The sequence below is a fragment of the Vibrio qingdaonensis genome (assembly GCF_026191675.1).
Taxonomy (GTDB): Bacteria; Pseudomonadota; Gammaproteobacteria; order Enterobacterales; family Vibrionaceae; genus Vibrio; species Vibrio qingdaonensis.
This window is the reverse complement of record NZ_JAKRRY010000015.1, coordinates 1-18,422: the sequence shown is the minus strand read 5'-3', so window position 1 is coordinate 18,422 and position 18,422 is coordinate 1. Positions and strand designations below refer to the sequence as shown.

The 18,422-nt window shown below is 43.6% G+C and carries 18 protein-coding genes; 11 read left to right on the top strand and 7 right to left on the bottom strand.

Going from position 1 to position 18,422, the window contains the following annotated elements:
- Positions 1-414 precede the first annotated feature (414 nt).
- The 4 genes from MD535_RS12395 to MD535_RS12380 all read left to right on the top strand — a co-directional run bounded on the left by MD535_RS12395 (position 415) and on the right by MD535_RS12380 (position 5,236).
- Entirely contained in the window at positions 415-1,767 is a 1,353-nt protein-coding gene (locus tag MD535_RS12395) for an ABC transporter substrate-binding protein (RefSeq protein ID WP_265675334.1), read from the top strand.
- Between the two features lie 134 nt (positions 1,768-1,901).
- A complete protein-coding gene (locus tag MD535_RS12390; RefSeq protein ID WP_265675333.1) occupies positions 1,902-2,912 on the top strand; it encodes a carbohydrate ABC transporter permease in 1,011 nt (336 codons plus the stop codon).
- Positions 2,913-4,112, top strand: a complete 1,200-nt coding sequence (locus tag MD535_RS12385) for a carbohydrate ABC transporter permease (RefSeq protein ID WP_265675332.1) — start codon at positions 2,913-2,915, stop codon at positions 4,110-4,112.
- A 32-nt stretch (positions 4,113-4,144) separates the two neighbouring features.
- Positions 4,145-5,236, top strand: a complete 1,092-nt coding sequence (locus tag MD535_RS12380) for an ABC transporter ATP-binding protein (protein ID WP_265675331.1) — start codon at positions 4,145-4,147, stop codon at positions 5,234-5,236.
- A gap of 106 nt (positions 5,237-5,342) precedes the next feature.
- Here the strand turns inward: MD535_RS12380 and MD535_RS12375 are convergent, their stop codons facing one another.
- The gene (locus tag MD535_RS12375; protein WP_265675330.1) at positions 5,343-6,440 is read right to left on the bottom strand and encodes a DUF3541 domain-containing protein; all 1,098 of its coding nucleotides are present in this window, start codon (positions 6,438-6,440) and stop codon (positions 5,343-5,345) included.
- A gap of 249 nt (positions 6,441-6,689) precedes the next feature.
- Here MD535_RS12375 and MD535_RS12370 point away from each other — a divergent pair, with 249 nt between their 5' ends.
- Positions 6,690-6,845, top strand: coding sequence for a hypothetical protein (locus MD535_RS12370; protein WP_265675329.1), 156 nt, complete (start codon positions 6,690-6,692; stop codon positions 6,843-6,845).
- 107 nt (positions 6,846-6,952) lie between these two features.
- Here MD535_RS12370 and MD535_RS12365 read toward each other — a convergent pair whose 3' ends face one another.
- Positions 6,953-7,678: a sulfite exporter TauE/SafE family protein gene (locus MD535_RS12365; RefSeq protein WP_265675328.1), complete on the bottom strand. Its 726-nt coding sequence runs from the start codon at positions 7,676-7,678 to the stop codon at positions 6,953-6,955.
- A gap of 315 nt (positions 7,679-7,993) precedes the next feature.
- Here MD535_RS12365 and MD535_RS12360 point away from each other — a divergent pair, with 315 nt between their 5' ends.
- Positions 7,994-8,650, top strand: coding sequence for a cupin domain-containing protein (locus MD535_RS12360; RefSeq protein WP_265675327.1), 657 nt, complete (start codon positions 7,994-7,996; stop codon positions 8,648-8,650).
- A gap of 125 nt (positions 8,651-8,775) precedes the next feature.
- Here the strand turns inward: MD535_RS12360 and MD535_RS12355 are convergent, their stop codons facing one another.
- The gene (locus MD535_RS12355) at positions 8,776-9,495 is read right to left on the bottom strand and encodes an SDR family oxidoreductase (protein WP_265675326.1); all 720 of its coding nucleotides are present in this window, start codon (positions 9,493-9,495) and stop codon (positions 8,776-8,778) included.
- A 453-nt stretch (positions 9,496-9,948) separates the two neighbouring features.
- Here MD535_RS12355 and MD535_RS12350 point away from each other — a divergent pair, with 453 nt between their 5' ends.
- Positions 9,949-10,377, top strand: a complete 429-nt coding sequence (locus MD535_RS12350) for a L,D-transpeptidase family protein (RefSeq protein ID WP_265675409.1) — start codon at positions 9,949-9,951, stop codon at positions 10,375-10,377.
- Between the two features lie 166 nt (positions 10,378-10,543).
- Here the strand turns inward: MD535_RS12350 and MD535_RS12345 are convergent, their stop codons facing one another.
- Positions 10,544-10,681: a hypothetical protein gene (locus MD535_RS12345; protein WP_265675325.1), complete on the bottom strand. Its 138-nt coding sequence runs from the start codon at positions 10,679-10,681 to the stop codon at positions 10,544-10,546.
- A gap of 201 nt (positions 10,682-10,882) precedes the next feature.
- Here MD535_RS12345 and MD535_RS12340 point away from each other — a divergent pair, with 201 nt between their 5' ends.
- Positions 10,883-12,727: an SgrR family transcriptional regulator gene (locus MD535_RS12340; RefSeq protein WP_265675324.1), complete on the top strand. Its 1,845-nt coding sequence runs from the start codon at positions 10,883-10,885 to the stop codon at positions 12,725-12,727.
- On the opposite strand, the gene MD535_RS12335 is transcribed toward MD535_RS12340, so the two are convergent.
- Positions 12,697-13,344 carry a hypothetical protein gene (locus MD535_RS12335; RefSeq protein ID WP_265675323.1) on the bottom strand — a complete coding sequence of 216 codons (648 nt, stop codon included), beginning with the start codon at positions 13,342-13,344 and terminating at the stop codon, positions 12,697-12,699. The two genes, MD535_RS12340 and MD535_RS12335, sit on opposite strands and share 31 nt — an antisense overlap.
- A gap of 126 nt (positions 13,345-13,470) precedes the next feature.
- Positions 13,471-14,346 carry a DMT family transporter gene (locus MD535_RS12330; protein WP_265675322.1) on the bottom strand — a complete coding sequence of 292 codons (876 nt, stop codon included), beginning with the start codon at positions 14,344-14,346 and terminating at the stop codon, positions 13,471-13,473.
- A gap of 259 nt (positions 14,347-14,605) precedes the next feature.
- Between MD535_RS12330 and MD535_RS12325 the strand changes: the two genes are divergently transcribed.
- Positions 14,606-15,091, top strand: coding sequence for a GNAT family N-acetyltransferase (locus MD535_RS12325; RefSeq protein ID WP_265675321.1), 486 nt, complete (start codon positions 14,606-14,608; stop codon positions 15,089-15,091).
- A gap of 202 nt (positions 15,092-15,293) precedes the next feature.
- Positions 15,294-15,824, top strand: a complete 531-nt coding sequence (locus MD535_RS12320; RefSeq protein ID WP_265675320.1) for a GNAT family N-acetyltransferase — start codon at positions 15,294-15,296, stop codon at positions 15,822-15,824.
- A 134-nt stretch (positions 15,825-15,958) separates the two neighbouring features.
- On the opposite strand, the gene MD535_RS12315 is transcribed toward MD535_RS12320, so the two are convergent.
- Positions 15,959-16,138 (bottom strand): hypothetical protein, encoded by a 180-nt coding sequence (locus tag MD535_RS12315; protein WP_265675319.1) that lies wholly within the window; start codon positions 16,136-16,138, stop codon positions 15,959-15,961.
- A 607-nt stretch (positions 16,139-16,745) separates the two neighbouring features.
- Between MD535_RS12315 and MD535_RS12310 the strand changes: the two genes are divergently transcribed.
- Positions 16,746-17,885, top strand: a complete 1,140-nt coding sequence (locus tag MD535_RS12310) for a carbohydrate porin (RefSeq protein ID WP_265675318.1) — start codon at positions 16,746-16,748, stop codon at positions 17,883-17,885.
- Positions 17,886-18,422 lie beyond the last annotated feature (537 nt).

Genomic DNA, 18,422 nt, shown 5'->3' with positions numbered 1-18,422 from the left:
AACGGATAATTCTTGGTTGAGAAGAGGTATATTCTAATATCTAATTCACTGGAATAATGGCTAGGTTATCTAAGTTTTATCAAACAGTCTAAGGGGTTCAAGCAACATAAAGCGGATGAAATTTCATGGCGCTGGCTATTATTATGAACTCCATCACCCTATGGTGGATGGCAGTTTGTAAAACATGATCTCAGGCACAACACTCAGATAAGAACTGGTTGAAGTATCAATAAGGTTTTAATGTGTGATTTATAGGTTTAGCCAATTAACCGTGGATATAAACGGTGATGTCTGAGCTTCTTTGGCATACAGTAAAACGCCAGAGCAATCCGATTTAAACCAAGCGACATATTATAAAAAGAGTCAAAGCACTGACTTACTAAACCAGAGTATCTAATACATGGAGTCTGACCGATGAAAACCTCCCTACTTGCTACTGCAGTAGCTGTTGCGATTTCTGCTTCTTCCGCATTCGCTGCTGATCTTAAATTTACCCCGGGTGATGATGACCGCTTTACGTGGCAAAACTACGAAGAGCTGAAGAAACTGGATCTCAAGGGCGAAACTGTCACCATTTTTGGTCCGTGGTTGACCGAAGATAAAGAGTTGGTTGAAAGCGTAATTGCGTATTTTGAAGCCGCGACGGGAGCTGATGTTAAGTATTCAGGCTCCGACTCATTCGAGCAACAAATCGCCATTGATGTTCAGGCTGGCAGCGCACCTAACATTGTTATCTTCCCGCAACCGGGCCTTGCCGCCGATCTGGCGTCGAAAGGGTTTTTGTCCCCACTCGATCCTAAAACGAGTGAATGGATTGAAGAAAACTACGCCGCTGGTTCTTCTTGGGTAGATTTGGGTACTTTCCCAGACGAAAAGGGCAATGAGCAATTGTTTGGCTTCTTCTACAAAGTGGATTTGAAATCGCTGGTTTGGTATGTGCCAGAGAACTTCGAAGATGCTGGCTATGACGTTCCAGAGACAATGGAAGAGCTGAAAGCGTTAACTCAACAAATCGTAGATGATGGTGAAACACCATGGTGTGTTGGCGTGGGTTCTGGTGGCGCGACTGGCTGGCCAGCGACAGACTGGGTAGAAGACATGATGTTACGTACGCAGTCTCCAGCAGATTACGACAAATGGACGACCAACGAGCTTAAATTTAACGATAAGAAAGTGGTAGAGGCAATTGAAGAATATGGCTGGTTCACACGTAATGACAAGTTTGTTGATGGTGGTGCACGTGCGGTAGCAGCGACGGATTTCCGTGATTCACCAAAAGGGTTGTTTACGTCTCCTGCGAAGTGCTACATGCATCGCCAAGCCTCATTTATCCCAAGCTTTTTCCCTGAAGGAACAGAGTTAGGCGAAGATGCAGACTTCTTCTATTTCCCTTCTTATGAGTCAAAAGAGTTAGGTAAGCCAGTCTTAGGGGCGGGTACGTTGTGGAGTATTACTAAAGACTCAAAAGCGTCTCGTGCCTTCATGGAATACCTACAGTCAGCATTGGCACACGAAGTGTGGATGGCGCAATCTGGTTTCTTAACGCCTCATAAAGGCGCCAATGTTGAGACTTATGGCAATGATACCTTGAAGAAGCAGGGGCAAATTTTGCTGGATGCCACGACCTTCCGCTTTGATGGTTCAGACTTAATGCCAGGTAAGATTGGCGCGGGTGCGTTCTGGACCGGTATGGTGGACTACAGCGGTGGCAAACCGGCACAAGAAGTGGCGGACGACATTCAGAAAACGTGGGACGCGCTTAAATAGCGAACAGTTCAATATTGGGTTTGAGTGTTTAAACCCAACAGTAAAGTAGTATCACCGGCGATCGGTTCACCGTGAAGCGATTGCCGGTTTTTGATTGTATTTTTGTGTAGTCTAGGGCTGCAAGTGAGGCAGTAATGGAACAGCTTTATTCCTCTTTATTTATCATGGCATTGGGCGTTGCGGTCTGTGTTTTCTATTTCGTTGGCAGCAATTGGCTATTAGGTATTATCTTTCCTGCTCGCGGCGTATCCAATCAAAAAATGGCTCAGAACTTGCGCCGCGCCGCTTCGGTAAGACCTTGGTTGTTTCTTGGGCCAGCGTTGGCTTTTCTTGGTTTGTATCTTGTTTATCCCGTCTTTGAGTCGGTGTACTTGTCTTTGCATGATCGTAATGGCGATCAGTTTGTCGGCATGAGCAATTATGTGTGGCTGTTTAACGATGGTGAGTTTAGAGAATCACTGTTTAATAATATTCTTTGGCTTTTAGTGGTGCCAGCCGCGTCGACATTTTTTGGGTTGGTTATCGCGGCGCTGACCGATAGAGTCAGCTGGGGCAACATTGCGAAAAGTTTAATTTTTATGCCAATGGCGATTTCTTTCATTGGCGCATCCATTATTTGGAAGTTCGTCTACGACTATCGTGCGCCGGGATCTGATCAAATTGGGATTCTGAATGCTGTTGTTGAGTTCTTTGGTGGGACGGCAGAAGCATGGGTCACAATGCCTTTCTGGAATAATTTCTTTCTCATGGTGATTTTGATTTGGATACAAACCGGATTTGCGATGGTTATTTTGTCCGCGGCGTTACGTGGTATTCCCGAAGAAACGGTTGAGGCAGCCGTGCTTGATGGTGCGAATGGGGTACAAATCTTTTTCAAGATTTTGATTCCGCAGATTTGGGGGACGATTGCAGTGGTATGGACCACGATCACGATTTTGGTTTTGAAGGTTTTTGATATTGTGCTGGCGATGACGAATGGTCAATGGAGTACACAGGTTCTTGCGAATATGATGTTTGATTGGATGTTCCGAGGGGGCGGCGACTTTGGTCGTGGCGCCGCCATTGCGGTGATTATTATGGTGGCGGTTATTCCTGTTATGGTTTGGAATATGCGCCAAGCTCATGCGCAAATGGAGGGACGTTAAATGACGGATAAAATTGCCACTCCCTCTGCCGGTCATGTGAGTAAAGCAGCGTTTAGCTTGAGTAAATTGCGTCGTTCTCCGTTAACGCTGTTGGTGCATTTGTCGGTGCTTGTGATTGTCATTTTATGGACGCTCCCAACGGCTGGGTTATTCATTTCATCGTTTCGGGATAAAGATCAGCTAGCTTTAACGGGCTGGTGGACGTCACTGACGAATTCAGAGCAAAACTTAGTCGACAGAACCGGTGCGCCGGACTCACAAATTCAGGAAAATGGGGTTTATGTTTTAACGGGACAAGTATTGGTCGACGGTAAACCGACACAAGTTCAAGCTTTTGGCTTTTCGTCTCGTGCTCCAACGGCATATAAACCTGGCGATGTCGCCGAGATGAAAAATGGTGGCTCGTTAAGTATGACGACGGATGGTCATTACAAGATGACATCGTTAAAGCCGTTTAAAGGTAAACGTGGCAAGCGAGTATTTTATACGGCGATTGTTCCTCCCAAGTTCGGATTGGATAACTACAAAGAGGTGTTAACTGCGGAAGGGATTGGACGATCATTTATTAACTCTTTAACGGTGACGATTCCAGCGACCATCATCCCTATCTTGATTGCTGCGTATGCGGCTTATGCATTGTCGTGGATGAAAATGCCGGGGCGCAATTTACTGATTGCGGTAGTGGTAGGCTTGTTGGTGGTGCCATTGCAAATGTCCTTGATTCCACTACTGCGTCTTTACAATGATATTGGTGCGTTTTTTGGTGTGGGGGCAAAGACCTACCTAGGTATATGGCTTGCTCATACTGGCTTCGGTTTGCCGCTGGCGATTTACTTGCTACGCAATTATATTTCCAGTCTCCCAAGAGAAATCATAGAGTCGGCTCGAGTCGATGGAGCGACAGACTTTGAAATCTTTATGAGAATCGTGCTGCCTCTGTCATTTCCAGCTTTAGCGTCGTTCGCTATCTTCCAGTTCTTGTGGGTTTGGAACGATTTACTTGTCGCAACGGTGTTTTTAGGCACGGGGGAAGAGCATATGGTACTGACGGCTCGCCTGCGTGAATTGCTTGGTTCTCGGGGCGGGAACTGGGAAATCTTAACTGCCTCCGCATTTGTATCAATTGCGGTACCATTGGGCGTCTTTTTTACTTTGCAGCGCTATTTGGTGCGTGGGCTACTTTCTGGTTCTGTTAAATAAACAGTACTTGATTCAACGATGAGAATAATGAGATGACAGGATTATCTTTAAAAAACATACAAAAATCATACGGTGAAACACAGGTACTTCATGGGATTGATCTCGACATCAATCAAGGTGAGTTCATCGTATTTGTTGGTCCATCTGGCTGTGGTAAATCCACACTATTGAGAATGATTGCGGGGCTTGAAGAGATCACCGCAGGCGAGCTGTGTATTGAAGGCGCTAGGGTAAATGAACTGCCTGCCGCAATGCGTGGTATTGCAATGGTTTTTCAAACCTATGCACTTTATCCGCATATGACGGTGTATGACAACATGGCCTTTGCGATGCGCATTGCCAAAGAGCCGAAAGAGGCGATTCATGAGCGAGTAATGGAAGCGGCGCGTATGTTGCAGCTCGAACCTTATTTAGATCGCCTACCGAAAGCCTTGTCGGGAGGTCAACGTCAACGGGTGGCCATAGGGCGCGCTATTGTTCGTCAACCTAAGGTGTTCTTATTTGATGAACCGTTGTCAAACCTTGATGCCGCGCTGCGAGTACAGACGCGTATTGAAATTGCCAACCTTAAAGAGGCAATGACAGAAACGACAATGATTTATGTCACGCACGATCAAGTAGAAGCCATGACGCTGGCTGATCGTATCGTGGTGCTTTCTGCCGGGCGTATCGAGCAGGTGGGCACGCCATTGGAGCTTTATACGAATCCTTGTAATGTGTTTGTGGCGCAGTTTATTGGTTCACCATCAATGAATATCAGCCCTGCATCGATGATTAAAGCAGGAGACGTCTCTCGTATACGCGCCGAGAATGGCGTTGAGGTTGACTTACCGATCTCCGCGTCCGATACCCTAAATGGGTTGCCCCTACAGATTGGGATCAGGCCGGAGGACTTCTTGGTATCAACTGAGCGTGAGGCATTAATTTCTGGTGAGGTTCTGTTTGTCGAATCATTAGGAGAGGTGACGTTGCTGCATATTCGTGTAGAGGGTCACGAGGAAAGTACGGTGGCCAAACTGCCAGGTATTTTAGACTTTCATAAAGGTGAGCGTATTCATCTGACCGCTCAGCCAGAAAAAGTGCATGTCTTTACTGAAGATGGAGATTCTCTTAAGTATCTATAATGGTAGTTTTCTGACTAAACGGCAGCCAGCATATTTTGACGCTGTTGAGTTAGAACCATTGTTTGAAGTGAAGCGTTAATGCCCCTTGTCTTAAGGGGCATTTTTGTTAGATCGGTTTCTTTACCGCGCCGTAGGGAAGTTTGGCAAATATTTTTGGTGTTAGATGCAGATTAGGTCCAGCTTTGGGTGTTTGCCAACTGAGTAGCATGATGGCAAGCACATTACGGTGCTCGCCGTAAGCAAAGTCAAAGTCCCCAGATGCCGAAGGAATCATGCCTTTTTCTTTGTTGATGGCCTTGATGATGGCTTGTCGAGTTTTATGTACCACCGGGTCGTCTTCAAGACCCGCAAGTAAGAAGGTTAGCCCTACTTCGGCAATAACGTCTTCTTTAGTATGCGTAATGATATCGTCGATATTTTTTCTAAAGTAGTCGTATATCCATTTATGGTCGCTTTCGTTAACCGTTCGTTGATAATACTCGGAGTCGGCCAAAATAATATGAGTCATACCGTACAGCTTATTAGCAAATTGCTGCTCATTAAGGCGGTAGTCTTCACCTTCTGGATAGGTGTCTTGGAATGCTTGTATAAAGGATTGGGTATAATCTTGCTCACCTATTTGCTTAAGCCAATAGGCTTGGTTAGCAAGTTGTGCCGCCCACGCTTTTATCATAGTCGGGTCGGTTAGGGTAGATTGGAAATCATAGCGTTTGAGACGTGCGCGAAGTGCTTTGTCGTCTTTATGCTGCAGTCCATATTCATTGAGTCTGGCCATATAACGTAATAAATCTAATCCCATATAAAAGTATTCGGGATCTGATTTGCTGGCGGCGTAGCGGCGTTGGCTACGTTCATCTTTGCCTTTTTTATAATCATTGAGGCGGTCGTTGGAATAGTCTTGAATCTCTTGGCGAGTTTTTACATATTTGGAGAGGGTATTGAGACGGTTGACGACGTTGGCCATGTCATTCCAAACCACGACAGAATATTTGGGATCTTGAGTTTGGCGGTACATTCTCAACCCATAATGACCTTGCTTATACACGGAAAGCGTAAAAAGCTGCGTTTCATAGGTCTGTTTAATAATTTGAGCATAAGTATCAAACGATTTCGGAGACGTGAGTGAATCAAAGTGAACGGCTGCCGCGCCAGTGACCATACAGACACTTGCTACGATACTCAGAACCCCCAGTTTTATACGCATGCTAACGACCTTACTCGTGACTTATTTAAACATTGTATATGGCTATGTATGTCTAAATGTTATTTTTAGGTCAATTATTATTTGATTTGGAAATGATTAAATTAGAATGATATATACGTAATGTGACATTAGGTCAGTAATTTAATGTTAATCACCGCGAACTTTGAAATAGGTAATTATTCTTCTACACTTTTAATGTAGTTATATTCAGCTACCTATTAATAATAAATCAAGGGAAGGAAATGGCTTATGAGACTCATGATGATTTTTTTCGGGTTTTTAGCGCTGTCGTTTAGTAGTGTGGCAGAAGAAGGTGGAGCACCAGGGACTATTTGCCTGACTGGTGATGGCCATGTTGTGACAACACATCTTCAATCATGTCCCCAAGATATGAAAAAGCTATAAACTTTATTCTGTTTAGCTACTTATATAAAATAATGAGTAGAGTCAGCTATATGCTGACTCTATTTGATTTTAGTGGTGTATGAATTTTATTTTATACACTTAGCCAGTTATAACCCCTGATATATAGCAGTCATCCCACTAATTGAACACAATAATAATGCTGCGACTCGGATTTTTTCTTTAGGCAAGGAGTGCGTCGTTAATAGAGCAAGTTTATAGCCAAGCCACGACGCAGGAATCAGTGGGATGGTGATTAGTAGGTGATGGGGTGTTAAAAAACCAATTGGCGCTTGTACAAGCAGTGAAATGACTGAGCTAAAGACGAAAAACGCAGACAAATTACCACGTAACTGGTTTGCTTCTTGATGTTGAAGCAGCAAAGCCATTGGTGGGCCACCAATGCCGGAGCTAGTACCAAAAAATCCTGAGAAAAAACCAGCAATCCCCATTTTGGCGGGTGTGGGTTCAATTCTAAATGGCAACAAGCTAATTACGACCGCAAATACAACAAGCAACCCTAGCCATAAAGATAAGACTTGCGTTGAGACGTAGAGCAGCAAGAGTGCGCCTGCAAGCGAACCTGGGACTCGACCAATCAATGCCATCTTTAACCCGCCAAGCGCAATACTACTGCGATGCTTGGCAGCATTAAGAATAGAGATAAACAGTGCAACCAAGCAAATTGGTGCGGGTACATAATCGGGTGAGACTTGAAATAGCAACGGCGCTGCAACAATCGCTAAACCAAACCCGATAGAAGTCTGCACAAATGATCCAATAAAGATCAGTAACATAGCAATAAGTGCAGGTTGACTGAACCAGTCACTGTACATAGAGGCGCCTACATAAACGTAATGAATAAAGATGAAGGGATAGTGTATCGGATATTATGTTGAGTATCCTAATTATTGTGGCGTTGCCAGAAATATAATGAAGCTAATGACTCAGCCCTTCTACTTTAAACGCTTTCCTTGCTGAAACGCGTTAAGTGCTGTGTCGATTCGGGGCTTTTCACTGGATGCACGCCATGTTGAAGTGAAATTTACATGAATAATTTGTTATGCTTTCGCTGATGGAGGTTGTTGTTGGCGCTCTTTACCAGCAGCTTAAGCGATGACGATTAGTATCAACAATGGAAAGTTGTCGAAATGTTGAATATGGATTTTAGTAAGCGTGTTGTGATCGATACGGCATCACAACCTTGGGTCGACTCTCCTGCAAGCGGTGTACGCCGTAAACCTTTGGAGCGAGAAGCTCGCGAGTCAGGTCATGTCACTAGTATTGTTGAATATCTCCCTGGGGCCAGTTTTAGCCAACATGCTCACCCACACGGGGAAGAGATACTCGTGTTAGAAGGCGTGTTTTCTGATGAAACAGGAGATTATGGGGCGGGAACCTATTTAAGGAATCCACCAGGCAGTCGTCATACACCTTTTAGCGAGCAAGGCTGTATTATTTTGGTGAAACTTAATCAGTTTGCCGAAGATGATAGTCAGTTTGTACGCATTGATACCACGCAGTCCACTTGGGACAAATGTGGTGAAAAGCTTGAGGTAATGGTGTTACATAAGCATGCGAACGAGCAAGTCGCGCTTATTCGTTGGGCGGGCGCCGACAGTTATCATTCTCATGGCCATTTTGGTGGTGAAGAGATTTTTGTTTTGGAGGGAGAGCTTAAAGACGATTTAGGTACTTACCCCGCAGGCACATGGACCCGCAGTCCACATGGAAGCCAGCATGAGCCTTATGTTAGTGGCGCTACGACGCTTTGGTTTAAATCTGGGCACTTACCAGAAGCGCAATAAGCGGTGTTCGTCGCCTATTGCGTATATACCTCAGCAATTAACGAATTGCTGAGGTATTTTATTTCTAGTTTCTAGTTTCTAGTTTCTAGTTTCTAGTTTCTAGTTTCTAGTTTCTAGTTTAAGAGCTATGGCTGCTGGCGAGTAGGAGCCAATACAATTTCGCGAATACAGACATTTTGTGGTTGCGAATAGGCAAACTCTACGGCTCTTGCCACGTCATCAGCGGCTAATACGCCACCCATGACTTCCTTCCATTGGTCGTAACCATCTTTAATATCTTGTGATGTAGTATGAGATAATAATTCAGTTTCAACGGCGCCAGGTGCAATAGTGACGACGCGAACATCTGATTCAGCGACTTCTTCGCGGACATTTTCCGAAATTGCGTGCACAGCAAATTTAGTACCACAGTATGCGGCGTGGTTACCAAATGTCTTACGCCCAGCGATTGAACTAATGTTGATGATGGTGCCGGAATTGCGCGCTTTCATTGGAGCAAGTACCGCTTGCATACCATTGAGAAGGCCAATCACATTAACGTCAAACATGGACTTCCATTCAGCCGCGTCTTGAGTATCAATCTGACCAAGCAGCATCATACCCGCGTTGTTGACTAATGCGTCTGCAGGACCGAATTGCGCTTCGGCTTTTTTGATAGCGTTTTCGAAGGTCACTTTATCGGTAATGTCTACTTTTTCACAAAGCGTATTAGGTAAACCCAGCTGCTCTAGTTTTTCAACACGGCGTGCAAGCAGTAGAAGAGGGTGTCCAGCTGCACTCAAGCGACGTGCAATAGCTTCACCAATACCAGAACTCGCACCTGTAATAACGACCAATTTTTTCATCTTATAAAACCTTTCATAGTTAAGAGGTCACACCCTCTTTTTGACGACCAATACAGTGTAGGGTAGAAATTATTGTTGATATATAGTCATTTTAACTAATCTGTGTTGTCATATTGCAACAATAAGATTATTAATCTCTAACCTATACTTTTAGTAGACGGCAGTGTCTTGGCATGTGGTTCGAGTCGGTATAAACTCCGGGCGAATAAATAAGGGAGGTGAATGTTGATGAGAGCCGTGGTCGTTATATTCGCCATTGTAGTGACGTGGGCAGCGCAGGCATTTGAGCTGCGCACAGATAATGCGCCTGTCGATCAACCAGTAAATGCTGAACCCATTAAGTCATCCCCACCAATGCTACAACGTGCGGTGGTTCCAAACGGCACTACAGTCAACCTCCCCGTGAGTTCCAGCTTACCCCTCGACCCTGAATTAAAAACAAATATTGACCGTATGGCGGTGATAGACCGTGTCGAAGTAAAAAAATCGATACGAAGAATGTTTTTAATGTCAGGCGAAGTTGTCGTAAGAGAATATCGGATCTCACTCGGGCCGAACCCGAGAGGGCATAAAGTCCAGGAGGGAGATAACCGCACACCAGAAGGAAAGTACTATTTGGATTTTGTCATGAATGATTCTGCGTTCTATCGTTCGATGCACATCAGTTATCCGAACTTACGTGATCGCCGCCGTGCTGAAGAGTTAGGTGTCAGTGCAGGGGGCAATATCAAAATACACGGCCTCAAAAATGGCTACACCAAACCCGTTAAGTTTATTCAAAGCTTTGATTGGACCAATGGCTGCATTGCCATTACTAACACAGAAATGGATGAATTGATCACCTTGGTTAAAATTGGGACGCCGATCTATATTCGATGGTAACTATATTCGATAGTCGCTGTATTCGATAGTCGCTGTATTCGATAGTCACTGTATTCGATAGTCACTGTATTCGATAGTAGAGGGAGCGATGGCAACAACATAGTGATTTGTTGGGGGTTGGAGCATAAACCGTGATGCTGAAGCCATCGCAAATCAAAATGTGCGTTTAAAACTGGCAAAGCCCAATGAGTAGCGTTAATGCTAAGCGGTGTAGCTTACTTTTATCGCCATTTAATTGGTTCAGGTAGTACTTGGCCATAGGGCGACTGTTATTGTCAGTTTGTTGTGTGGTTGAGTGTTTCATAGGAAGCTGCCTTGTTATCAGTGGGGGGTAATAAACTAACGCCGATTGCTATGTTGCTATTATCGTATTTATAAGGAAGAAAAAAAGAGAGTGATTTTATTGGTTTTTGTTCCGGTTATTGGAGATTTAAGCCAATAATTCAAAACTTCGCCGACTTATACTAAAATGAGGAACAAACTTAGCTTGTTGTCGGTAGGTATCTTGGAATCATCAAACCTTTTTCGCTATTACTCTAGACTGTTAGATTATCCTCTTGGTCAAGAATGTAAGGTACTGTTGGGCGATGTTGCAGAGGATTTGTTCACCAGTCCTAGGCATGCCCGCACATTACTCAAGCAGATGACTGAGCTAGGATGGGTTAACTGGCGGCCACAGTCAGGTAGGAACCAACGCTCCACACTCGCACGTTTATACAGTGCAGAAGAGGTAAAAAAGCAAGTTGCTAAGTCTTGGGTGACGGCGGGCAAATATGAAAAAGCTCTCGACTTTCTTGATGGCGACCAAGTGTTGTTTGGCACTTTGCTACAGCAAACCTCGGGAGCGGTATTAAAAGAAGGGCGAGTCAATGTTCAGCTTACTTATGATCGCTCTTTTGAACGTCTTGTTCCTCACAAGCCTCAGCGAAATAGTGAGCGTTTTCTCATTCGTCAGCTTTATTCGTGTTTGGTTTCGATGGGGGAAGACGGTAATTTGCAGCCTGAATTGGCCCATTATTGGCAAAGTGAGGACTCATTTCGTCGTTGGAGCTTTCATTTAAGACCGGGACTACAATTTGATAACGGTGACGCGATCACGGCTCAAGTGGTTTGTAATTTATTATTAATCTTGTCTAAGCTGCCTTTCTACAAGTATGAGTTGGACCATGTGATGTCCGTTGAGGTCGTTCATGATCTTAAGTTTGTGGTAACCCTAGCTCAACCAGACCGTGGCTTTTGTGCACTGTTAAGTGATCTGAAATATTCAATTCAACCTCCGCAACAGCTTAATGATGCTTGGAGCCTCACAAATAGAATTGTGGGGTCAGGAGTGTTTTTGTTACAAGAGCATACCGACCAGAAAGTGTCTCTATTAGCCAATGAACGCTATTTTTCATTACGAGCATTAACAGATGAAGTGACGATTTGGTTGCTTAATAATAAGGTACCCGATGATCCTTCCGTACTTTGTGAGCATGCATTGCTTGGCGGTAAAGTCATTAATACCGACAGTGGTAATACGGCGCCGGCTGCGCCGCTGATTGATGTTCATAATAATAATTTGCTAGCACAAGACTCAATTCGAAGTCACTCAATGACGCCTACTCAGTATCAGAGCGCGTTATCGCACCACGGCTCTCAAATACGTATCGAAGATGGGTGTTTGTTTTTGCTGTTTAATCAAAACAAACGAACTCAATGCTTAGGCGTAGAACAGAGAAAGTGGTTGAGTGAATGTTTGCGAGGGGAAGAGATTTGGCAAGCTCTAGTGGAACTTCAAATGACTTTTGGGGCACAGGTAGCGCATAATTTTTTCCCTTTCTGGCATCAGGTTAAGCGAATTCGCGCAATGCCTACCGATCTTCCATCCTCACTTACTATTGCGGTTTATGATCATCGTGGGTTAATTCGCTGTAGTCGAGCTATCCAGTCTATCCTAGCGAGCCTTAATGTGACCGTCTCGATCGCGGTTTTGCCGCACCGAGAGTTTCTAAAGCAGGCGAGGGAGGGCGTGTTGGATTATGATTTAGTGTTAACGAATTTCAACTTGGATGATAACCGTCAAGTGTCGGCGATGCTGGCGTTTGCAAGTGACCCGGTGATTGAATCAGTATTGAGTGAAGAATCCAACGGCTGGTTACGCGATCAACTTAATACAGTAAGGGAGTCCATTGTCGCTCGAGATTATCTCGAGCACTTAGAGCCCATTTGCTCGGCTTTAATTTATGAAGGTTACGTCAGCCCAATGTTCCATCATAGACAAACATTGAGCTTTCATGGTGTGATTAAAGGGGTCGAAATTACCACATGGGGATGGCCTCAATTGAGAGAGGTTTGGTCCGATGATTGAGTTTGTTCGGCGTCTTTATCATTGAGGCGTTGGGTAATGACTTTCTGATTTTCTGTGGTTGTTTCCAGTGCACTTGCCGTCTTGTGAATGGCGCTCGCCATTTTAGATACATTTCTTGTGGCGAGTAAAATGGTGCCTTGCATTGGGCGTAAAATAAACCAGTAAGCGGCAATTAGCGCTAATACGATAGCGAGAACGACAACACCAAGCAGTAATAAAACATTAAAACGAACATCATAGACAAAGTTTTTGGTACTTTTTGCGATCGAATTCTGTGACTGCTCCAATGCTCCCGGTAAAGCAATCAAAGATGCTTTTGATAATTCAGTAAGTTCGTCAATATTTTCAATCGTATCAACAAGAACTTGTCGTTGTTCTTCATTTAAACTTTTATTCTTTGATAGTAACGTTAAAGATACCGCTAGGTTATCAATGGATTGACTCGATTGATTAATAGACGCTTCAATGCCTTTGAGGTCAAGCATCATAGTGAGGTTGACGAGAGGTTGTCCCGCTTCCGAGTCTGGCGGTAGAGCGTCATCAGAACTGGCATTAGCCGTGCTTATGACCGAAAATAATAGACTTAAAAGCAGCGATTTGAGACTGAAGTTCAACATAATTCATCCTAAAAGGTGGAAGCGTAATCGACGCCTAAACTAGACTAAATAGCGCTGAGTTACCAATTATCCTTTTGTATCTAATTTGAAGTGGTATTGGCGATACTGTTTGTTTTCTTAGCGGTATTATTGTGAGCGCACTTTGCTGTATGAGACGAGTGCAATACCACCTAGAATCAGTAGGGTAGCAATACAAGAATAGACGGTTATTTTCTCATTGATAAATATCATCCCAAGCACTAATGCAATGACAGGGACCGTAAGCTGTAACAAGGAGGCTTGTAAAAGGTCGATTTTCGGCAGCAGTAAATACCATAAATAGTAGCCAATAGCTGACGCGCCGATACCAGAAAGTAACGCAAAGCTAACGCCTTGCGTTGTCAGGTGGAGTGGGGTCACGCTAAAGAGCGCACTACTTAAGTAGAGGATCACCATTAAACTAGCACCGAATATAAAGCCCTGTTTGGTTGCAATTAGCGCTTGGTTGGTTTGCTTACCTAAAATTGTGAAGATCCCCCAACTTAACCCCGATAGTGACATTAATATCGCTGCCCCGAAATCAGGCTGCTGTTGAGAAGGCTGCATGAGCGTGACAAACCCCGCTATGGAAATCCCAATACCAACCACTTCCATTTTTGAAATGACATGACCTGTTAGTCGGTGATAACCAATGAGCGTTAGTTGAACCGTTCCGAAAAGAATCAGTGCACCCACTCCGGTATCTAAGCGGTCATAGGCAAGAGAAAATAAGATAGCATATCCTAAGAGTGACCCCCCTAAATAACAAGAAGGTAGAAATCCAAGTGAAGATGAGTCTGAGCTACGTGCTGATTTGAATGATACCAGGGCAAGTAAGGTTAATGTGATCGCGCCACTTAAGAGGCGAACAAGCGTGTAGCTCATCGGGTCGATGGCCTGGAACCCCAACGCATAACGCGCAAATAACGAATTGAGCGCAAACGCCGTCATAGTGATGGTTGCCAGTAAATATCTTGAATTCATAGTGTTAGCCATTGTGATTTTAAACTGTCATCGTGAGTGTGAGTGTGATCAGCCTACTTAAGTGGTGATAGTAGCGTGTTGAGTGTGGGAGTGAAATCACATCTATCTTCTATCTTATGCTTTCATGTATCTATTAAATGCTCTCGCTAGATCAATGGTTAAGGGTATGGTTTATGCCAATAAATTCCTTTCAATCGTAAGGGGTTATCGTTAATCTGATTTTATTGCGCGCATAACTTAACATTGATGGAGAGTCATTATGCAGGTAGACATTTTAGAAATAACGGAACCACATAATGATGCCGTTCGAGATATTATTAAGCGAGTCGGTGCCGAGTTTGGAGCGATCGGTGAAGGCTTTGGTCCTTCGGATGATGAAGTCAATGCGATGAGTGCCCATTATGGTATTGGTCTGAAAAGTCGATACTTGGTCGCATTACTTGACGGCAAGGTAGTTGGAGGCTGTGGCGTAGCGCCTTTTGGTCGCGAATCTAACGTTTGCGAGTTAAAAAAATTATTCCTACTTCCTGAAAGCCGGGGGCATGGAATTGGTAAGGCGCTGACGACCCAATGCTTATCCTTTGCGAAAGAGCAGGGGTTTACCTCGTGTTATTTGGATACGCTAGCTGGGATGAAGTCAGCGATTCACCTGTATGAATCGGTGGGTTTCCAGCATTTAGATAAGCCTTATCCGGGCACACTGCATAACGGTTGTGATGTTTGGATGACAAAGTCTTTACTTTAACCAAGCTCACGACCGATGAGGCCGACTGTATGCAAGGTAAGGCATTTTTGGCTAAGCGTAAAATCATGCGCTGTAAACGGTCGGTTTCGAAGGATAATTGCGCGAACCATTAGCTTTTACGTAGCATAGATTGCAATTTGTTTACATTTTATTAGTATGTAATCAATGGATATGACAATAGTTAAGCAGTAGGTACTATTAAATGGATTTTAAAATAGCAGAATATTCTGATTATAAACGTATCGCTCAGTTGCATGCTGAAAGTTGGCAATTGAGTTATAAAGGGATGATGCGACAATCGTATCTTGATGAACAAGCCCTGGATGATAAGTTGTTGATTTGGCAGGCGAGGTTGTTAAACCCTCCATTCAGCCAGCACGTTATTCTGGCGGAAGAGCAGGGTGAGCTATTAGGCTTCATTTGCTTATTTGGTAATCATAGTGCTGAATATGGAACTATCATCGACAACTTGCATGTGTCTTCTTCTGCGCAAAGACGCGGGGTTGGTCAGACCTTACTGTTGCAAGCAATGGAATGGGCTGATAAATATTACCCCGACAATGGCGTGTTTTTGGAAGTACTTGCAGACAATAAAGAGGCGGTGCACTTTTATGAGTCTGTTGGTGGTGTAAAAACATTAAGCCAGCGAGGAGATTCACCTTGTGGGAAGAAAGTAGATGAGTTTGTTTATACATGGCCAACGCCTCAGGAGTTAGTTACGGCATCTAGATAATGAATGGATGCGCACCTTGGTGACGCTGTCACTTTTTAGCTTCGTGTCATCTTAAAATAGTTAAACACAAAGAGGCCAGCAGAATGCTGGCCTCTTTGTGTTTAATCTGTCCAATAAGACTATATACAGTCTTGCTATTTACGTTGATGGCGAGAGGTGAGTGAACGAATCATGTCTATCTCTTCCTCACTCAGCAGTTCTCTACTGTGCTTGGTTGACGTCATGGTTTCTATAAAGCGTTTCACTTCAAGTAATTGAGCGTTATTAAGATCATGCACCGTCGTTACGATTTCCTTTTCTAGAGTTCTTTCCATAACGCCATGCCTCCAATCAAACTAGCTTCTATATTTTAAACTAGTTCAATCTCGGCTAATAGCAAGAAGTTATTAAGGAACGTGTTGCTTATGCATTGAAATGGCGACACCTTAGAAAGGGGCGCCTTAGTATGAGTATAGCGACGAGCTGCTATGTCGTATTATCGAGGTTTGAATTGCTCCTAGATTAGTCAATAACTTACAATTACAAAACTATTAGTTAACACTATTGCAGCAATGTTTCTTATTGTTTCATTAGTCTACACCGTGATCTCAATCACTGAATTTATTTTTCCTGATAAAAAGTTCCCATCAATTATATTAAAAAATATCTTTTATGCTAAACATATATTTATTTATATATAAGATGTTGATATATAACGATATTTCTATTTATCTAAAAGCGTGATTTAGATAGGCATTTTTAAATTATTAGGATTGTCGATATTCTTTTTTTTAGTGAAACTTTACCTCGTTCATTGGATATATAACTTTTAGGCATCTTGGTTATTCCCTTTGCAAATGATTGGCTCATAGAAGTTAACTAAGTAAAGGCGAAGATAAGAGCCGAACAATAAAAATTTTATTACATTTCTCGGGGTTCATAATGAAAAACACATTTAAGCTTTCGCTTGCTGCAATCTTAGTGTCAACAGCAATGGGTGCCAATGCTGGAATCAGCATTGTTGATAATGAAACAGGTAACTTCTCAATCGGCGGTGACGTTGAATTCGATTTCAACTTCCAAGATCGTGAATCACAAACGTCAAAAGAGTTCGACCAAACAGGGCGTATTCTTCTTGAATTTGCTGGAGAGCGTTACACACAAAATGGCCACGTTTTACAGGTTAATGTGCAACCGTTAATGGAAAGCAGCGGCAATGTTGCGCTAGATGATGCATGGTTTGCGTTCGGTGCTCAAGAAGGCTGGAACCTACGTATGGGTCGTTTCGAAGCATTTGATATGTTCCCAGTAGGTCAAGATACTTTCCTTGAGTACTCTGGTGATACAGCGAACGATCTTGTTCAGGATGGTTCTGCTTATGTATACCAAATGAAAGAAGGTCGTGGTCGTGGCTCTAGCGGTCAGCTAATGTATAGCCAATCATTTGATAATCTATATGTTGAAGTTGCTTCAATGATAGGCGAGCGAGATGTGCTATTTGGCACTACCGGTAACGTAGGTCAACGTCAGTACCACGGAAAGGATGTTAAGAGCACGAAAGACGCAGTATTATTACGTCCGGTAGTCGGCTACCAAATGGGTGGTTTCGGAATTGCTGCCTCAATGGAAGCAAACCTAGTTAAAGATGCGGTAGTTGTGGATGGCGTTAATGGTGAAGTTGATATCTCAGACCGTAAAGGTTATGGCTTAACGGCGAACTACTCAACAACAGATTGGAACTTGATTGCTAACTTCGCGTACATGGATGCAGTTGATGAGAACAACATGTCTGTTGGTGTTAACGCTCTATACAAAGGCTTTGGTCTTGGTTTTATCCACGCCGCTAACGAATATGAAAACAAAGAAGTATCTACTAGCTACGCTTCGGGTGATGTGAACGTGAATACTTGGTATGCATCTTATGAATTTGCTGATGTTCTCACGGTTGATGATTTCTCTATCTACCTAGGTGCATACTACACAACAGTAGATGACAAAACGGATGCAGCTCAGACTGCATCAAGTAACTTTGCTGAAGATGACGACAAAGGCGTTCGTGTTCGTTTCAAATACTTCTTCTAAGCGTATCGCTTAAACGTATAGAATTAAAACACTGCTGATAAATGTAGATAAACGGAGCCTGTTGGCTCCGTTTTTGTTTGTTTGGCGCAGCAGTTAATCATTAACCGAACTCTGGACTTCCCTGTCGTGGTTATAGACGTCCCTCTGTTACGTAGGATGTTATAGGTTCACAGCGACGCTGTGAGGCCACATAACCGTTATCTACGTTGTCGTATTCTAAGGCGTTAGCTCGGATGAACGTGTTGCTAGAAGTATTGCCGCTTAGTTTGCTTAGGGAGGTGAATGCACATTAACAGTATCGAGCTCTATATCGCCCTGTGTGTCCGTTGAACGGTTGCATGTATGGGTTGGCTTCCAGTAAGCGATAATCAGTCTCTCATGGCTTTGAACTGGCTGTGGCACTTATGGGGATATGTTAGGAGTGTCTGTCGAAGTGAGGGGCGTCGTACTAGTTATCAAAGTTAACCGCAATGATTAACGAAGATAGAACTCGACCGGGTGAAGCAGCGCTGCAATAAAAAAGGCTCGCCGAAGCGA